Annotated in this window: 17 protein-coding genes; 16 read left to right on the top strand and 1 reads right to left on the bottom strand. The window is 33.7% G+C overall.

From position 1 onward, the window contains the following. Nucleotides 1-49 precede the first annotated feature (49 nt). The 7 genes from JJQ60_RS17875 to JJQ60_RS17845 all read left to right on the top strand — a co-directional run bounded on the left by JJQ60_RS17875 (nucleotide 50) and on the right by JJQ60_RS17845 (nucleotide 6119). Nucleotides 50-379, top strand: a complete 330-nt coding sequence (locus JJQ60_RS17875; RefSeq protein ID WP_201923481.1) for a HesB/IscA family protein — start codon at nucleotides 50-52, stop codon at nucleotides 377-379. Between the two features lie 44 nt (nucleotides 380-423). Continuing rightward, complete coding sequence (gene sufB, locus JJQ60_RS17870; RefSeq protein WP_201923479.1) at nucleotides 424-1869, top strand: Fe-S cluster assembly protein SufB; 1446 nt, start codon at nucleotides 424-426, stop codon at nucleotides 1867-1869. Nucleotides 1870-1894: 25 nt separating this feature from the next. After that, the gene (locus JJQ60_RS17865; RefSeq protein ID WP_201923477.1) at nucleotides 1895-2296 is read left to right on the top strand and encodes a hypothetical protein; all 402 of its coding nucleotides are present in this window, start codon (nucleotides 1895-1897) and stop codon (nucleotides 2294-2296) included. 45 nt (nucleotides 2297-2341) lie between these two features. Then, on the top strand, nucleotides 2342-3094 hold the full coding sequence (gene sufC, locus JJQ60_RS17860) for a Fe-S cluster assembly ATPase SufC (RefSeq protein WP_201923476.1): 753 nt from the start codon (nucleotides 2342-2344) through the stop codon (nucleotides 3092-3094). An 80-nt stretch (nucleotides 3095-3174) separates the two neighbouring features. Beyond that, a complete protein-coding gene (gene sufD, locus JJQ60_RS17855; protein WP_201923474.1) occupies nucleotides 3175-4488 on the top strand; it encodes a Fe-S cluster assembly protein SufD in 1314 nt (437 codons plus the stop codon). A gap of 121 nt (nucleotides 4489-4609) precedes the next feature. After that, nucleotides 4610-5179, top strand: coding sequence for a DUF2306 domain-containing protein (locus JJQ60_RS17850; RefSeq protein ID WP_201923472.1), 570 nt, complete (start codon nucleotides 4610-4612; stop codon nucleotides 5177-5179). Between the two features lie 22 nt (nucleotides 5180-5201). Next, nucleotides 5202-6119, top strand: coding sequence for a YARHG domain-containing protein (locus JJQ60_RS17845; protein ID WP_201923470.1), 918 nt, complete (start codon nucleotides 5202-5204; stop codon nucleotides 6117-6119). 42 nt (nucleotides 6120-6161) lie between these two features. Here JJQ60_RS17845 and JJQ60_RS17840 read toward each other — a convergent pair whose 3' ends face one another. Then, nucleotides 6162-7514 (bottom strand): serine hydrolase domain-containing protein, encoded by a 1353-nt coding sequence (locus tag JJQ60_RS17840; protein ID WP_201923467.1) that lies wholly within the window; start codon nucleotides 7512-7514, stop codon nucleotides 6162-6164. A 78-nt stretch (nucleotides 7515-7592) separates the two neighbouring features. Here JJQ60_RS17840 and JJQ60_RS17835 point away from each other — a divergent pair, with 78 nt between their 5' ends. The 9 genes from JJQ60_RS17835 to JJQ60_RS17795 all read left to right on the top strand — a co-directional run bounded on the left by JJQ60_RS17835 (nucleotide 7593) and on the right by JJQ60_RS17795 (nucleotide 15213). After that, nucleotides 7593-8807, top strand: coding sequence for an aminotransferase class V-fold PLP-dependent enzyme (locus JJQ60_RS17835; protein WP_201923616.1), 1215 nt, complete (start codon nucleotides 7593-7595; stop codon nucleotides 8805-8807). A 352-nt stretch (nucleotides 8808-9159) separates the two neighbouring features. After that, nucleotides 9160-10302, top strand: a complete 1143-nt coding sequence (locus tag JJQ60_RS17830; RefSeq protein ID WP_201923465.1) for a poly(ethylene terephthalate) hydrolase family protein — start codon at nucleotides 9160-9162, stop codon at nucleotides 10300-10302. A 212-nt stretch (nucleotides 10303-10514) separates the two neighbouring features. Continuing rightward, a complete protein-coding gene (locus JJQ60_RS17825; protein ID WP_201923464.1) occupies nucleotides 10515-11522 on the top strand; it encodes a zinc metalloprotease in 1008 nt (335 codons plus the stop codon). Between the two features lie 37 nt (nucleotides 11523-11559). Then, nucleotides 11560-12273, top strand: coding sequence for a DUF4377 domain-containing protein (locus JJQ60_RS17820; RefSeq protein ID WP_201923463.1), 714 nt, complete (start codon nucleotides 11560-11562; stop codon nucleotides 12271-12273). A gap of 40 nt (nucleotides 12274-12313) precedes the next feature. Further along, entirely contained in the window at nucleotides 12314-12736 is a 423-nt protein-coding gene (locus tag JJQ60_RS17815) for a SufE family protein (RefSeq protein WP_201923462.1), read from the top strand. A gap of 47 nt (nucleotides 12737-12783) precedes the next feature. Continuing rightward, nucleotides 12784-13110 carry a DUF59 domain-containing protein gene (locus JJQ60_RS17810; RefSeq protein ID WP_201923461.1) on the top strand — a complete coding sequence of 109 codons (327 nt, stop codon included), beginning with the start codon at nucleotides 12784-12786 and terminating at the stop codon, nucleotides 13108-13110. A 20-nt stretch (nucleotides 13111-13130) separates the two neighbouring features. Then, entirely contained in the window at nucleotides 13131-13568 is a 438-nt protein-coding gene (locus JJQ60_RS17805) for a PaaI family thioesterase (RefSeq protein WP_201923460.1), read from the top strand. Continuing rightward, a complete protein-coding gene (locus JJQ60_RS17800) occupies nucleotides 13568-14077 on the top strand; it encodes a DUF2480 family protein (RefSeq protein WP_201923458.1) in 510 nt (169 codons plus the stop codon). Before JJQ60_RS17805 ends, JJQ60_RS17800 begins: the two co-directional genes overlap by 1 nt. A gap of 221 nt (nucleotides 14078-14298) precedes the next feature. Next, nucleotides 14299-15213 (top strand): DUF3078 domain-containing protein, encoded by a 915-nt coding sequence (locus tag JJQ60_RS17795; RefSeq protein WP_201923456.1) that lies wholly within the window; start codon nucleotides 14299-14301, stop codon nucleotides 15211-15213. Nucleotides 15214-15303 lie beyond the last annotated feature (90 nt).

Genomic DNA, 15303 nt, shown 5'->3' with positions numbered 1-15303 from the left:
ATGTAGTATATTTGCATTTCATTTAGAATTAATCTATTTATAAAGAAGTATGATTAAGGTATCAGACATAGCTAAAAATAAGGTCGTCGAATTGATGAGCGAAGATGGATATAATGCCACTACCGATTATGTAAGGGTAGGTGTAAAAAGTGGAGGATGCTCTGGCTTATCTTATGACCTAAAGTTTGACAAAACGCAAGAAGAAGGAGATAAAGTCTTTGAAGATAATGGTGTAAAAATCATCGTCGATAAGAAAAGTTTCTTGTACCTCATTGGAACAACTTTAGAGTATTCGGGTGGTTTAAACGGTACTGGTTTTGTATTTAATAACCCCAACGCTAGTAGAACTTGTGGTTGCGGAGAAAGTTTTTCCCTTTAATTGATAAAAAAAGAGATCCTAAATTAACGTTTAGGGCACAGAAGATGGCATATACTGAAGACGATTTAAAGAAAGAGTTAGAGACCAAAGAGTATGAGTATGGATTTTATACCGATATCGAATCAGATACTTTTCCGGTAGGTCTTAATGAAGATATAGTTCGCGCAATTTCTAAGAAAAAAGAAGAGCCTGAATGGATGACAGAATGGCGATTAGAAGCTTTTCGCATCTGGGAACAGATGGAAGAACCTGAATGGGCAAATGTAAATTATGAAAAGCCTGATTTTCAAAACATTTCATATTATTCTGCGCCGAATAAAAAACCAAAATACAATAGTATTGATGAAGTAGATCCAGAGCTATTAGAAACTTTTGAAAAACTTGGAATTTCTTTGGAAGAACAAAAGAAATTGGCTGGAGTTGCAGTGGATATCGTAATGGATTCTGTTTCTGTAGCTACAACTTTTAAAGAAACACTAGCCGAGAAAGGAATTATTTTCTGCTCTATTTCTGAGGCCATTCAGGAACATCCGGAATTGGTTAAAAAATATATAGGTTCTGTAGTTCCACAGAAAGATAATTTTTATGCTGCATTAAATTCTGCAGTATTTAGCGACGGTTCTTTTTGTTATATTCCGAAAGGAGTACGCTGCCCGATGGAGCTTTCAACGTATTTTAGAATTAATCAAGCAGGTACAGGTCAGTTTGAGCGTACACTGGTAATTGCTGATCAAGGCAGTTATGTAAGTTATCTAGAAGGGTGTACTGCACCATCTCGTGATGAAAATCAATTGCATGCAGCAGTTGTAGAATTGATAGCGTTGGATGACGCAGAGATAAAATATTCTACAGTACAAAACTGGTATCCAGGTAATGCTGAAGGAAAAGGTGGAGTGTATAATTTTGTAACGAAACGTGGAATTTGTGAAACCAATGCTAAAATCTCCTGGACACAAGTAGAAACAGGATCCGCAGTAACTTGGAAATATCCTTCATGTGTGCTTAAAGGTGATCATTCTGTTGGAGAATTTTATTCAATTGCAGTGACTAATAATTTTCAGCAAGCAGATACAGGTACAAAAATGATACACCTGGGCAAAAACACCAAAAGTACTATCATTTCTAAAGGTATTTCTGCTGGGAAATCACAAAATAGCTATAGAGGATTGGTACAAATAAACAGTAGAGCAACTAATGCACGTAATTTTTCACAATGTGATTCGCTGTTAATGGGCAATGAATGCGGAGCTCATACGTTTCCTTATATAGAAGCAAAGAATAAAACTGCTCAAATAGAACATGAAGCTACAACAAGTAAAATAGGTGAAGATCAAATTTTTTACTGTAACCAACGCGGTATAGATACTGAAAAGGCTATTGCTTTAATTGTTAATGGTTTTAGTAAAGAAGTGTTGAATAAATTGCCTATGGAGTTTGCTGTTGAAGCCCAAAAACTTTTGGAAATTTCTCTTGAAGGTTCTGTTGGATAACTAAATAAACATCAAATCAACATTAATGAAACAACCACTTCTTCTCATTGCCCTAAGCCTTATACTTTTTTGTTGTAAAACCGAAAACAAAAACGATGACCCCAACCTAATTCGAGGTGAATTTATTCTTATTGATGATGCGGCGGTTATAAAAGGGAAAGACTTCATTTATGGAGTTGTAATTGACGAAATTACTCGCGAGTTAGCCAAGAAAGTATCCCCTTTGCAGCGGGAAGAATATGATATGGTTCCTGTAGTTATAAAAGGAATTATAAAACCTAATCCAGAACAAGGGTGGGAAGAAATCGTGGAAATAAAAGAAATCATAGGAGTTAGTGCACCGACATCTGAACTGCCCACTAAAATTAAGTCTTCAGATACCGAAGAAAACTCCGATGAAAATCAAAATAAAGAAAAAGAAGAATAATAGATAAATATATCTCAATACGTAGAGATAAAAGAATTGTGTAGCATGTTAGAAATAAAGGATTTACACGCTAGTGTAGAAGATAAAGAAATTCTAAAAGGTCTTAACTTAAATGTTAAAGCAGGAGAGATTCATGCTATAATGGGACCTAATGGAGCAGGTAAAAGTACATTAGCAAATATTATTGCAGGTAAAGAAGAGTATGAGGTTACAAGCGGAGGAATTCATCTAGATGGAGAAGATATAGAAGAATTGGCAGCAGAAGAACGCGCTCATAAAGGCGTTTTTCTTTCGTTTCAATATCCAGTTGAAATTCCAGGGGTAACGGTAACCAATTTCATGAAAACGGCTATCAACGAAACCAGAAAAGCGCAAGGTCTAGAAGAAATGCCTGCTAAGGATATGCTGAAAAAAATTCGTGAGAAATCAGAGCTTTTAGAGATTGATCGTAAATTCCTGTCCCGTTCACTGAATGAAGGATTTTCTGGAGGTGAAAAAAAGAGAAATGAAATCTTTCAGATGGCTATGATGGAGCCCAAATTGGCTATTCTGGATGAAACAGATTCTGGACTCGATATCGACGCCTTAAGAATTGTTGCTAATGGAGTAAATAAGCTAAAAGGCCAAGACAATGCTATTGTCGTTATTACACATTATCAAAGATTATTAGATTATATCGTTCCTGATTTTGTACATGTTTTATATGATGGTAAAATTGTGAAATCTGGGACCAAAGAACTAGCTCTTGAGTTAGAAGAAAAAGGATACGATTGGATTAAAGAAGAGATAAACGCATAAATTTTGGTTTATCGTTAATGATTGATTGTTTATCGAAACATAATATAATCAACGAACAACGATCAACAAATACCTAAGAAATGGAATTGAAAGATAAATTAATATCCTCTTTTTTGGCCTTTGAAAATACAGTTGATGTAGATGCTCCTGTACATGATATTAGAAGCCAGGCCATCAAAGTTTTTGAAGAAAAAGGTTTTCCTACCAAAAAAGAAGAAGCCTGGAAATATACTTCCCTAAATGCCGTCTTAAAGCATGATTATAGTATTTTTCCAAAAGAAGAAAATGCATTAGAATTTAAGGATATAAAAAAATTCTTTCTTCATGATTTAGACACTTATAAGATTGTTTTTATTGATGGTAAGTATTCATCTCACTTGTCTGAGACCACTCATGATAAGATGGATGTATGTCTTATGTCGTCTGCATTAAGTCATGATAAATACAAATCTTTAATAGACAATTATTTTAATAAAACGGCTCGTCAGGATGGACTTACCTCTTTGAATACAGCTTTTTCAAAAGAAGGAGCGTATATCTATATACCAAAAAACCGTCTTGCCGATAAGCCTATACAGATTATTCATTTTTCTACAGGAAAAGAATCAGCTCAGATGTTACAGCCACGTAACCTGATTATTGTAGAAGAAAATTCGCATGTGCAGATTATCGAACGCCATCAGAGTCTTACCGATAATCCAGTGTTGACAAACTCTGTTACCGAGATTTTTGTAGACAAGAGAGCGGTCGTAGATTATTACAAAATCCAGAATGATAACGAGCATGCTTCGCTTATCGATAATACTTATATACAACAACAAGCCCAAAGTGTAGCATCAGTTCATACTTTTGCCTTTGGAGGAAATGTAACAAGAAATAATTTAAATTTCTTTCAACAAGGAGAGGGTATAGACTCTATTTTGAATGGAATAACAATTATTGAAGGGAAACAACATGTTGATCACAACACACTTGTGCATCATACGGCCCCAAATTGTGAAAGCCATCAGGATTATAAAGGTATTTTTGATGAAAAGGCAACTGGCGTTTTTAATGGAAAAATCATTGTAAACAAAGAAGCGCAAAAAACAAATGCATTTCAGTCTAATAATAATATCCTGTTAAGTGACAAAGCTACTATTAACTCAAAACCTCAATTAGAAATTTTTGCTGATGATGTTAAGTGTTCTCATGGTTGTACTATTGGGCAGCTGGATGAAAATGCATTGTTTTATATGAGATCACGTGGTATTGGAGAGAAAGAAGCCAGAGCTTTGATGATGTATGCCTTTGCAAATAATGTATTAGAAAGTGTAAAAATACCACAGTTAAAAAGTAGAATTAATAAGCTTATAGCCAATAAACTTAATGTAAATATTGGTTTTGATCTATAAAAATAAATTTTAATCGTATAAAAACCTCTTCATATATTTGTTGAGGTTTTTTTATTTTATGCAGAAAACGAATACATATCATTATTTCCTTTTATTAATCTATGCATTTTTCTGCATCTTAATGTTCAGAATTACAGTACAATATTTCCCGATTAATTTTGATGTTGCGTTTCTGAGAATTAAGCAACAATACATTCATTTTGCACACTATAGAATTGCATTTTATACGCATGTTATCTTTTCAGTATTTTCGCTTTTTGCAGGGTTTACGCAATTTTCTAAAACAATAAGAACTAAATACACTAGAATACATCGAATTGCTGGTTGGATTTATTTGGTATCTATTTTAGTATTTGCAGCACCATCTGGATTGGTTATCGGGTATTATGCTAATGGCGGGTTTTGGTCTCAATTAGCCTTTTGTTTATTAGCTGTAGGTTGGTTTTGGTTTAGTTTACAAGCAATTTTAGCTTTGAGACAAAAAGAGTATCAAAAACATCAAATATTTATGATCAGAAGTTTTGCGCTAACATTATCTGCAATTACACTGCGCTTATGGAAATATTTAATTGTCTTAGTTTTTCAACCAAGACCGATGGATGTGTATCAAATTGTAGCCTGGCTCGGATGGGTATTAAATCTGATTATTGCCGAAATAATAATTTTAAAATATATAAAAAATAAAGCCTAGACTTTACCTAAAATCAATTAAAATGAAGAAAATAACGCTCTTTTTATCAATTATGCTACTTTTTTCGTGTAAACAAGAACCGAAGCAACAAGAAGTTTTAACCGAAGACCCACAAAAAGATGTGGCTTCTGATAAGAAAACTGAAAGTGAGGTCGTAGATAAGGATATCACTAATAATAGCTCAAATGATAATTTGTTAGGTTTTTATGTTGGCAGTTTTAATGCCACTGATTATGATTCTGATGATATTTATATGAAAAAAGGGTCATATCATAATAAAATCAATATTTCTGTTGATGCCATAAAAAATGACTCTTTATTTGGGCATTCCGTTGTAGCAGGTAATTCAAGGCTATTCAAAGGTACATTTGACAAAGAAACTCTTCAAGCTTTTGTTTCAGAACCAGGAAATGATAAGTATGATGGTGTTTTTGAGTTTACATTTGATCCAAAAAAGAAAATAATCAAAGGGATTTGGTTGGCTAATGATAAAAATTTGGCGGTTCCAAAAAGAAAATATAACCTTAATTTGAGAGTATATAAGTATGACCCTAATTTAAACCTGCATGACTACGAGTATGATAGTAATATTCCATTATATGATTCTCAAGACGAAAGAGATACAGGAAGTAAAATGGAAGCAATTGATGATGATCTAATAAGAAAACTTAATGCCTCTACACAAACATTAACCAATCAAGATATAGAAAACCTTAATAAAGGAGAATTAGAAGTACTTCGCAATCTTATTTATGCAAGGCATGGATATTCTTTTAAAAATAGAAAAATGCGATATTTTTTCGATACTCAAATTGATTGGTATATTCCTGTGTCCACAGATATTAGAAGTCAATTAACCAATTTGGAAAAGAAAAATATTGATCTTATTAAACGCTATGAGCAACACGCAGAACGATACTACGATTATTTTGGAAGGTAGTCAAGCATCCTAGATCTCATAGGTTCAATCCTATGAGATATTTTATTCTACAGCGCTAACCATCTCTTTTAAAAAGGTGTTAAAATCTACTCCTGCATCTCCGATCAACCCAAAACGCACAATGACCAAATTTTTTGAAGGGATAATAAATACGCGTTGGCCCTGATATCCATTTGCGGAGAACATATCTCTAGGCGCATCAGGATAAAAGCCTCCTGCATTTAACCAAAAATGACCACCATAATCACCTTCAGAAGTTGGACTTGGTGTCGTTACATAGTCTGTCCATTCAGGGTTAAAAATCTGTGTTCCGTTCCAGTTGCCCCTATGAAGATATAAAAGGCCAAACTTAGCCCAATCCCGGACTGTTGCCCAGGCATAAGAAGAGCCTACATAATTACCGGCAATATCAGTTTCTATTAGCATAGAATGCATTCCTATTTTGTCGATAAGTTCTCGATAGGGATAGTCAAGATATTCTTGATAACTAGAAAAATAGTTTCTTAAAATTCCAGATAACAAATTAGAAACCCCCGATGAGTAATACCAATACTCGTTTGGTTTGTATATTGCCTTTTTATGAATTTGAGCAGTAGTCATATCACTATCCAGATACAACATCTTTGTAGCATCAGAAATAGAACCATAATCTTCATCCCATTCTAAACCACAATTCATTTGTAATAGATTATGAATTGTGATGTCTCTTCTTTCATCATTTTGCCATTCCGCCACAGGGGCTTTATCTTTAATATTAATAGCGCCTTGCTTTTGTAGCACTCCATACACTGTGGCTAATACACTTTTGGTCATTGACCAACCGGGTAACTTGGAGTTTTTATCTAACCCATCTACATATTTTTCGGCAATAATTTGGTCTTTATACAACACCATAACCGCTCTTGTTTTCTTTATATTTTCGTTATTACTATCAAATATTGAAGCTACAGTGGTGTTTATCTTCTCATAATCTATAGTATTAAATACGGTATCTTTTTGTGATAGTTCTCCATAAGGATAAGGGAGGCCGGTTTTTGTTTTAATTCTGTTGGGAATAACTATAGGTTGACTTTGGTCAAAATCTTCATTGATTAGAACGCTACCTAGACCTTCTCTATACACCGCTTTTCTTTCCTTAAGGCCAAAAACAGAAGCAACCGATGTTTTTTCTTGCATGTTTACTTTATCGTCTGCTAGATTGACCGGAGCAAAATTGTTGTCCTTGGTGTCGGTAAATTCTACGCTTCTATTTCCGATGAAAACAGAAGAATTCATGTGTTTTGCAGAATAGCCCGTTAAAATGGTAAGCTTAGAATAGTTAAGACCTGCAATACCACAAATACTTATGATTAAAACTAAAAATGTAATTCCAAAAATCTTTTTAAATCGCATCATTTCCGTTAAGGTTAAATCATTCTAAAAATAAACAATCCTAATTAGAAATACTTAGTACTTTTGCAGAAAGAAATTACTATGCTTGATGTACATAAAATCAGAGAAGATTTTCCAATCCTTAAAAGAAAAGTAAATGGAAAACCTTTGGTCTATTTTGATAATGCCGCCACATCCCAAACTCCACAAGTTGTAATAGATACCATAGTGGATTATTATAGTAATTATAACGCCAATATTCATCGAGGTGTTCATACCTTATCTCAAGAAGCTACAGATGCTTATGAGGTCGCTCGTAAAACAATACAACAACATTTTAATGCGAAACATGCTCATGAGATTATTCTTACTTCGGGAACAACACATAGCATTAATATAGTAGCAACAGGATTTACTAATTTTCTTTCTAAAGGAGATGAGATTATTGTTTCTGCACTTGAGCATCACTCCAATATAGTACCTTGGCAAATGTTATGTGAGCGCACGGGTGCAGTTCTTAAGGTAATCCCAATGAATGAAGATGGAGAGTTGTTGATGGATGTCTATGATAGTTTACTGTGTGACAAAACCAAACTAGTTTTTACCAATCATATTTCTAATGCCTTGGGTACCATAAACCCTATTGAAGAAATTATAGAAAAAGCGCACAAAGTAGGTGCTGCAGTGCTTATAGATGGTGCTCAATCTTGTCCGCATATTAAACCAGATGTTCAGGCATTAGATGCTGACTTTTATGTAGCATCTGCGCACAAACTTTGTGGACCAACGGGTGTAGGACTGCTATACGGAAAAGAGGAGTGGCTCAATAAATTGCCTCCTTATCAAGGAGGTGGTGAAATGATCGAACAGGTTACCTTTGAGAAAACCACCTATGCCGGTCTCCCTCATAAGTTTGAAGCAGGAACGCCTAATATTTGTGGTGGTATTGCATTTGGTGCTGCTCTAGAGTATATGAATAACATTGGTTTTGATACTATTGCTTCTTACGAAAATGAACTTCTCGAATATGGAACAAAAAAATTATTGGAAATAGAGGGATTAAAAATCTATGGAACTTCTGAAAACAAGACTTCGGTAATTTCCTTTAATTTAGAAAATATCCACCCCTATGATGTAGGAACTATTGTAGATAAGTTAGGTATTGCTGTCCGCACGGGACATCATTGTGCTCAACCTATTATGGATTTTTATAAAATACCTGGAACGATACGGGCTTCTTTTTCATTTTATAATACTAAAGAAGAAATCGATGCCTTGGTAGAAGCTGTTAAAAAAGCAAAAATGATGTTATCGTAAGTTAATTTTTATAATTCTTATACAAGAAGTATACTTCTAGGTATGCGTAGAAATATTGAAGACTCTAATACAAATTAGGGTCTTTTTTTTATAAATTTTTCAAGAGTTTTTTAGAGTAATACAAATACCATGTGTTTTTGCATTGTTTCTCTTATACTATTATGAAAAAAAGTGGTTCACCAAAATATTTTTCAATAAACAACTAGTTGTCAGAGCCTTAAAAACCTGACATTTTAAGTCATTTATGACTAATATCTTAGGTAAAATGTTAAAAAAAATTAGATTATTCTTGCAAAAAAGCTTTTTTCAAAATAACTTTAACAGATTCAATTTAACCAAAAATAAATATATTATGAAAACAGTACTGTTAAGTATTCTGTCAGTTTTTTTTCTAGTTTGCAGCGGTATCGCTCAGGACTACGATGTAAGATCAAGCTCTAAAACCTTCAGAGATGCAGATAGACGTAATCGAAGAGTCAATGCCAGGATTTATTATCCTAACATTACTAGACAAAATCAAACTAATGTAGCCCAAGAATCTTTTCCTGTAGTTGTACTTGGTCATGGTTTTGTAATGGGCTCTGATGCCTATCAAAATTTTTATAATACTCTTGTATCCAGGGGGTATATTGTTGTTTTTGTAAACACAGAAGGGTCCTTTTTTGCCAATCATGAGGCGTATTCTAAAGATCTCGCATTTATGGTCGGGGCCATTCAGGCCGAAAACAATAACCAGAGTTCTGTTCTTTTTGGTATTGTAGACGATAAAACAGCCTTAATCGGTCATTCTATGGGAGGTGGAGCCGCTACAGTGGCGGCCTCTATGGTTGAGGTAGAAACACTAGTAACTTTTGCACCAGCCTTATTACGGTTTGACACGTTAACTCCGGCATCTATGGTTTCAGAAGATGCAATTGTATTTTCAGGAAGTGCGGATGGGGTAACTCCTCCAGACGAGCATCATATTCCTATTTATAACAACTTAGGTTCTGATTGTAAATATTTTATCAATATTACAGGAGGCGCACATTGTTATTATGCTAACAGTAATTTCTTTTGCGATTTTGGAGAAAATAGTTCTTCGGGGAACATTCAAATTACAAGAAGTCAGCAACAAGCCATCACATTTCAATTCTTAAACTCATGGTTTGATTATAAATTAAAAGGGAACCTTGATGCACAACAAACCTTCTTATTAGATATAGCAACCTCTGGAGATATCACTTCAGAAAATACTTGTGATAACCCATTAGTAACCTATGAACCGGCAGAAATTGAAGTTAAAACTTTTCCTAATCCTGCCAACAAAGTTCTAAATATTAAATTAGATAATCTTGCTCTGGATAAGATAGAGTTTTATAGTCAGAATGGTCAACTTATTAGAAGCTCAACCACCAATCAGATTAATGTTTCTGATTTGCGACCAGGTCACTATTTTGCAAAAGTATATGCAGAAGGAACTACAGTGACCAAAAAAGTAATGATCCAAAAATAGTAGTATTTACTAGTTGTGTTTGTATAATTGTTATTTAAGCTGAGGGAGTTTTATACTCCCTCTTTTTATTTGATATGAGTAGAGAAATCACTAAATTAGAGTATAAAAAACCGTGTTAATTGTTTGTTAATCAAACTGTTAAATTTTAGTGTTCGTTTCATGGAACGATGAAAAAAACCTTCTTTTTTGGCACATATTTAATACTCTTAAAAATGAAAAAGCTCGTAATTCCTGGTGTAATCCTTTTGTTATTTTTCTTAGTAGGTTGTCCGACGCAGCAAACAAACAATCCAGAATGCATGGATGTGGAAAAAGCTAAAACCATATATAAATCGTCAGATGGTGATGCTACAAAAAGGTGTAGTACTATGGAGGTTTTAGAACAACATATTGCTAAAAGCCCAAATCTAAAATCCAGAATGGAATCTATAGAAAAACAATGTGAAGCTTTTATTGCACTTAGAAAAAGTGGGAAAGCCAATGATTTGGATGTCATTACCATCCCAACAGTGGTGCATGTAATTTATAGCAAAAGCGAAGAAAATATTTGTAATCCACAAATTGTCTCGCAGATTAAAGTTTTAAACGAGGATTTTACAAAAACGAATACAGATATTGGCCAAGTTCCAGAAGAGTTCTCCAATTTATCTGCCAACATTAGGGTTCATTTTGAATTAGATACCATTATAAGAGTTTCATCTACCCGATCCGAATGGGGAACAAACGATCAAATGAAATTTTCCTCAAATGGTGGCTCTAATGCAATTGATTCTTCAACACATTTAAATATTTGGGTGTGTAATATCGGAGGAGGAGTTTTAGGATATGCACAATTTCCTGGGGATAATACGGCAACAGATGGAATAGTGATCTCACCACAGTTTTTTGGAACCGAGGGATCGGTTTCTGCACCTTTTAACCGAGGTAGAACCACAACACATGAAGTAGGGCATTGGCTTAATTTGAGACATATTTGGGGAGATGGTGACTGCTCTTTAGATGATTTTGTTGATGATACTCCAGTATCAGATGCTCCTAATTTTGGCTGTCCAACATATCCAACAGTACGTTGCAACTCTAATGATATTACAATGAATTATATGGATTATACCGATGATGCATGTATGTATATGTTTACACAAGGCCAAAAAGATAGAATGAGAGCCGTCTTTGCCAGTGGAGGGCCAAGAGAAAGTTTTCCGAAAGCAGCTGTTCAATAGTATCTTTATACTATAATTTTAACGAGGTAACATCAATATGAACAAACTTATTTTAATATTGAGTATGGTTGTTTTTTTTGCTTCTTGTCAAGAAACAAAAAGGATCTTCATTGCTAGCCACCTTGTAGATTGTGAGGGGATGGCTCCTCAAAAATGTATGTTGTATAAAGAAAACATAAGTAATGACTGGTTATATTTTTATGATACTATCGAAGGATTTGATTATGAAGAAGGGCATACGTATGAATTGGAAGTAATGGTAAGCCAAATTGAAAACCCGACAGAAGATGGCTCTTCATTAAAATATTCTTTAATTAAAGTTATTTCTAAAGAAAAAGAAAAATCAATAGGTCAAAATGTGACAATTAATGACTATGAATCTCAAGAAAATAGTCTAATAACTGTAGAATATCAAGCGCTCACCAGGGCTACCTTCTTTCAAATAAACATTAATAAAGATACTATTGAAAAGACTACAGATCGAAATCTTAAAAACATTGATTCAAGAAAGTGCTCAAAAAAAGATTGGGAAACTATTATTACTCTTACAGAAGCAATAGCCCTAGAAAAAATTAGCCAACTAAAGGCCCCTAGTGGCAAACGGCTTTTTGATGGTGCTGCCCATGCTCAATTAAAAATTATTTCAAAAAATAAAACATATACTTCTGCGAGTTTTGATCATGGTAATCCTCCTAAAGAAATAGAACAATTGGTTAAGACTATACTATCATTGTCAGAAAGTATTGAATAGCAATTATTCTTGTTGTATTTTTGTCCAAAATTTGTAGGTAATGACTATACAAGAAATTCAGGAAGAGATTGTTGATGAGTTTAGTATGTTTGACGATTGGATGCAGAGATACGAATATATGATCGAGTTAGGTAAATCACTTCCTCTTATAGAAGAAAAATATAAAACCGACAATAATATTATTAAGGGTTGTCAAAGTAAGGTATGGGTGCATGCAGAAATGAATGACGATAAAATTGAATTCACTGCAGATAGCGATGCAATTATAACCAAAGGTATTATAGCCATATTAATACGAGCTTTTTCTGGGCAACACCCAAAAGATATTATTGATGCCGATACAAGCTTTATTGATGAAATTGGATTAAAAGAACACTTGTCTCCTACACGAGCCAATGGTTTGGTTAGCATGATTAAGCAATTAAAAATGTATGCGATTGCCTACCAAACACAGTTAAATTAATTATTGTTGTTAGGCTGAGCCTATTAAAGTCGACTAAAAAAACGAATATGAGCGAAATAGCTATAGATACAAACGAACTGGGAGAAAAGATTGTAAGAGTTCTTAAAACTATTTATGATCCTGAAATCCCTGTAGATATATACGAGTTAGGATTAATTTATGATGTTTTTGTCAATGAAGATTTTGATGTAAAAATTCTAATGACACTTACATCGCCAAACTGCCCTGTAGCAGAATCATTACCAGAAGAGATTAGAGAAAAAGTGAAATCTCTGGATGCGGTAAATGATGTTGAAATGGAACTTACTTTTGATCCACCTTGGTCTCAGGATTTAATGAGTGAAGAAGCAAAATTAGAACTGGGAATGCTCTAATTTAAATTCATTATACAGAGATGGATAAAGAGCATTATAGTAAATTAGAAAAAATGTACTTGCAGGCAAATATCAATACCAAGATATTTGATACAACCACGGTAGATATTTCTGAAGGAATGGCCAATATAGGGCTAGAAATATCAGAAAAATATTTTCACGCTTTAGGCGCTAATCACGGGTCTGTATATTTTAAGCTATTAGATGATGCTGCGTTTTTTGCTGTAAACTCTATTGTTAAAGATGCTTTTGTGCTTACAACATCATTTAATATCAATATAACAAGACCTGCTAATACAGGTTTGATTACGGCCATTGGCAAAGTAAAATTTAAATCTAGAAATCTTTTTGTAGCAGAATCTACTTTGTATAATGAAAATGGTAAAGAAATAGCGTTTGGAACAGGAAACTTTGCAAAAAGTAAAATTGAATTATCAGAAAAAATAGGATACCGATAATGGCCGATGAAATTGTAAATAGAGTTGCGAATAATAAAAACCTGATTACTTTTGATTTAGAAGAGTACTACCCTGAAGGTGATCGTATTCTCTTTGATATAAAAAACTGGCTTTTTGAAGGGTTATTGTTGCGCGAAAAAGACTTTAGAAAACACGTAGTAGATCATGATTGGAGTCAATATAAGGATAAATATATTGCATTAACCTGTTCTACAGATGCGATAATACCAGGTTGGGCGTATCTTTTATTAACCAGTTCTGTGGCTTCATTTGCCAAAAAAGTAGTCGTAGGTACTTTGGATACTCTAGAAACGATTATCTACAATGAAATTATAAATGATCTTGATGTTTCTGTGTATCAGGATAAACTACTTATCATAAAAGGTTGTTCTAATAAGCCTGTTCCAGAAGGAGCCTACATTTCGTTGCTTCAGAAATTACAGCCAGTAGCAAAAAGTATAATGTATGGTGAGGCATGCTCTTCTGTTCCTCTATACAAAAGAAAATAAGTCCATTGATCTGTAAATGCTGCCGTTTATCGAAAAAAGCCGGCAATGCACCATGTTTTTAAGATAAAAAACGTTACTTAAAATATATTTGCCAACGAATAAATATGTACAATGATTATTTATTTTGGTTAAGTCATGCTAAATGAATTTTGAAACTCTATTAGCTACCCTACTCTTGACTGGGATAATAATCGATTAACTTACTTAAAACTATCTATCACATGAAAAACACACTTCTAGCTGTAGTGCTCTTGTTTAGTGCTACTATTATGTTCGCACAAGAAGAAGAAAAAAAAGAAGAGCCCCCAAAAGATGGGTGGACAAGGGCCGGAAACATTAACTTCTTATTTAACCAATCTGCTTTTAATGCAGAATGGCTTGGAGGAGGAACCTCAAACATTGCAGGTAATCTTTCCATTTCTTACGATTTCAATTACAGAAAAGGAAGTTTAACCTGGGACAACAAAATTCTAGCAGATTATGGATTAACCAAAATCAAAGATCAAGAGTTTACACGTAAAACTAACGATCGTTTTGAATTTAATTCACTTCTTGGTAAGCAAATAAAAGAAACAAACTGGTACTATTCATTTTTCTTAAACTTCAGAACACAATTTGCTCCCGGTTATGAGTTTGGAACTGATGATGAAGGAAATGAAATAAGAACAGAAATTACAGATCTTTTTTCTCCTGCATATCTACAGTTAGGACCAGGTATGCTATGGAAGAAAAGTGATAATTTAAAGGTAAACATTGCTCCGGCAACGGCTAGGTTTATATTTGTTGATGGAAATTTTACAGATCTGACAAACCCTGAAAACCTATTGGATGACAATCTTGAATATTTTGGTGTAGAAGCAAATGAAACTACTCGTTTTGAATTTGGTGCGGCGCTTAATGCTTATGCCAAATTTGACATCATGAAAAATGTATCTATGGAGAATATTCTAAGTCTGTATTCTAATTACTTAGAGGATCCACAAAATGTAGATCTTGATTATACAGCGAATATTGTAATGACTATTAATAAATATTTATCTACCAATTTAACTTTTCAAGCTATTTATGATGATAATGCTATTGGTGCATTTCAGGTCAGAGAAGTATTTGGACTTGGAGTAAATTATGGGTTTTAAGAGACCTAAAGACTGGTCATAATAACAAATTAATTAGTTATTAAACAAAAAGATCGTAAGCCTCTCAGGCTTACGATCTTTTTTATTTCT

Source organism: Aquimarina mytili (assembly GCF_016735115.1).
GTDB lineage: Bacteria > Bacteroidota > Bacteroidia > Flavobacteriales > Flavobacteriaceae > Aquimarina > Aquimarina mytili.
This window is presented reverse-complemented; position numbering and strand designations above follow the sequence as displayed.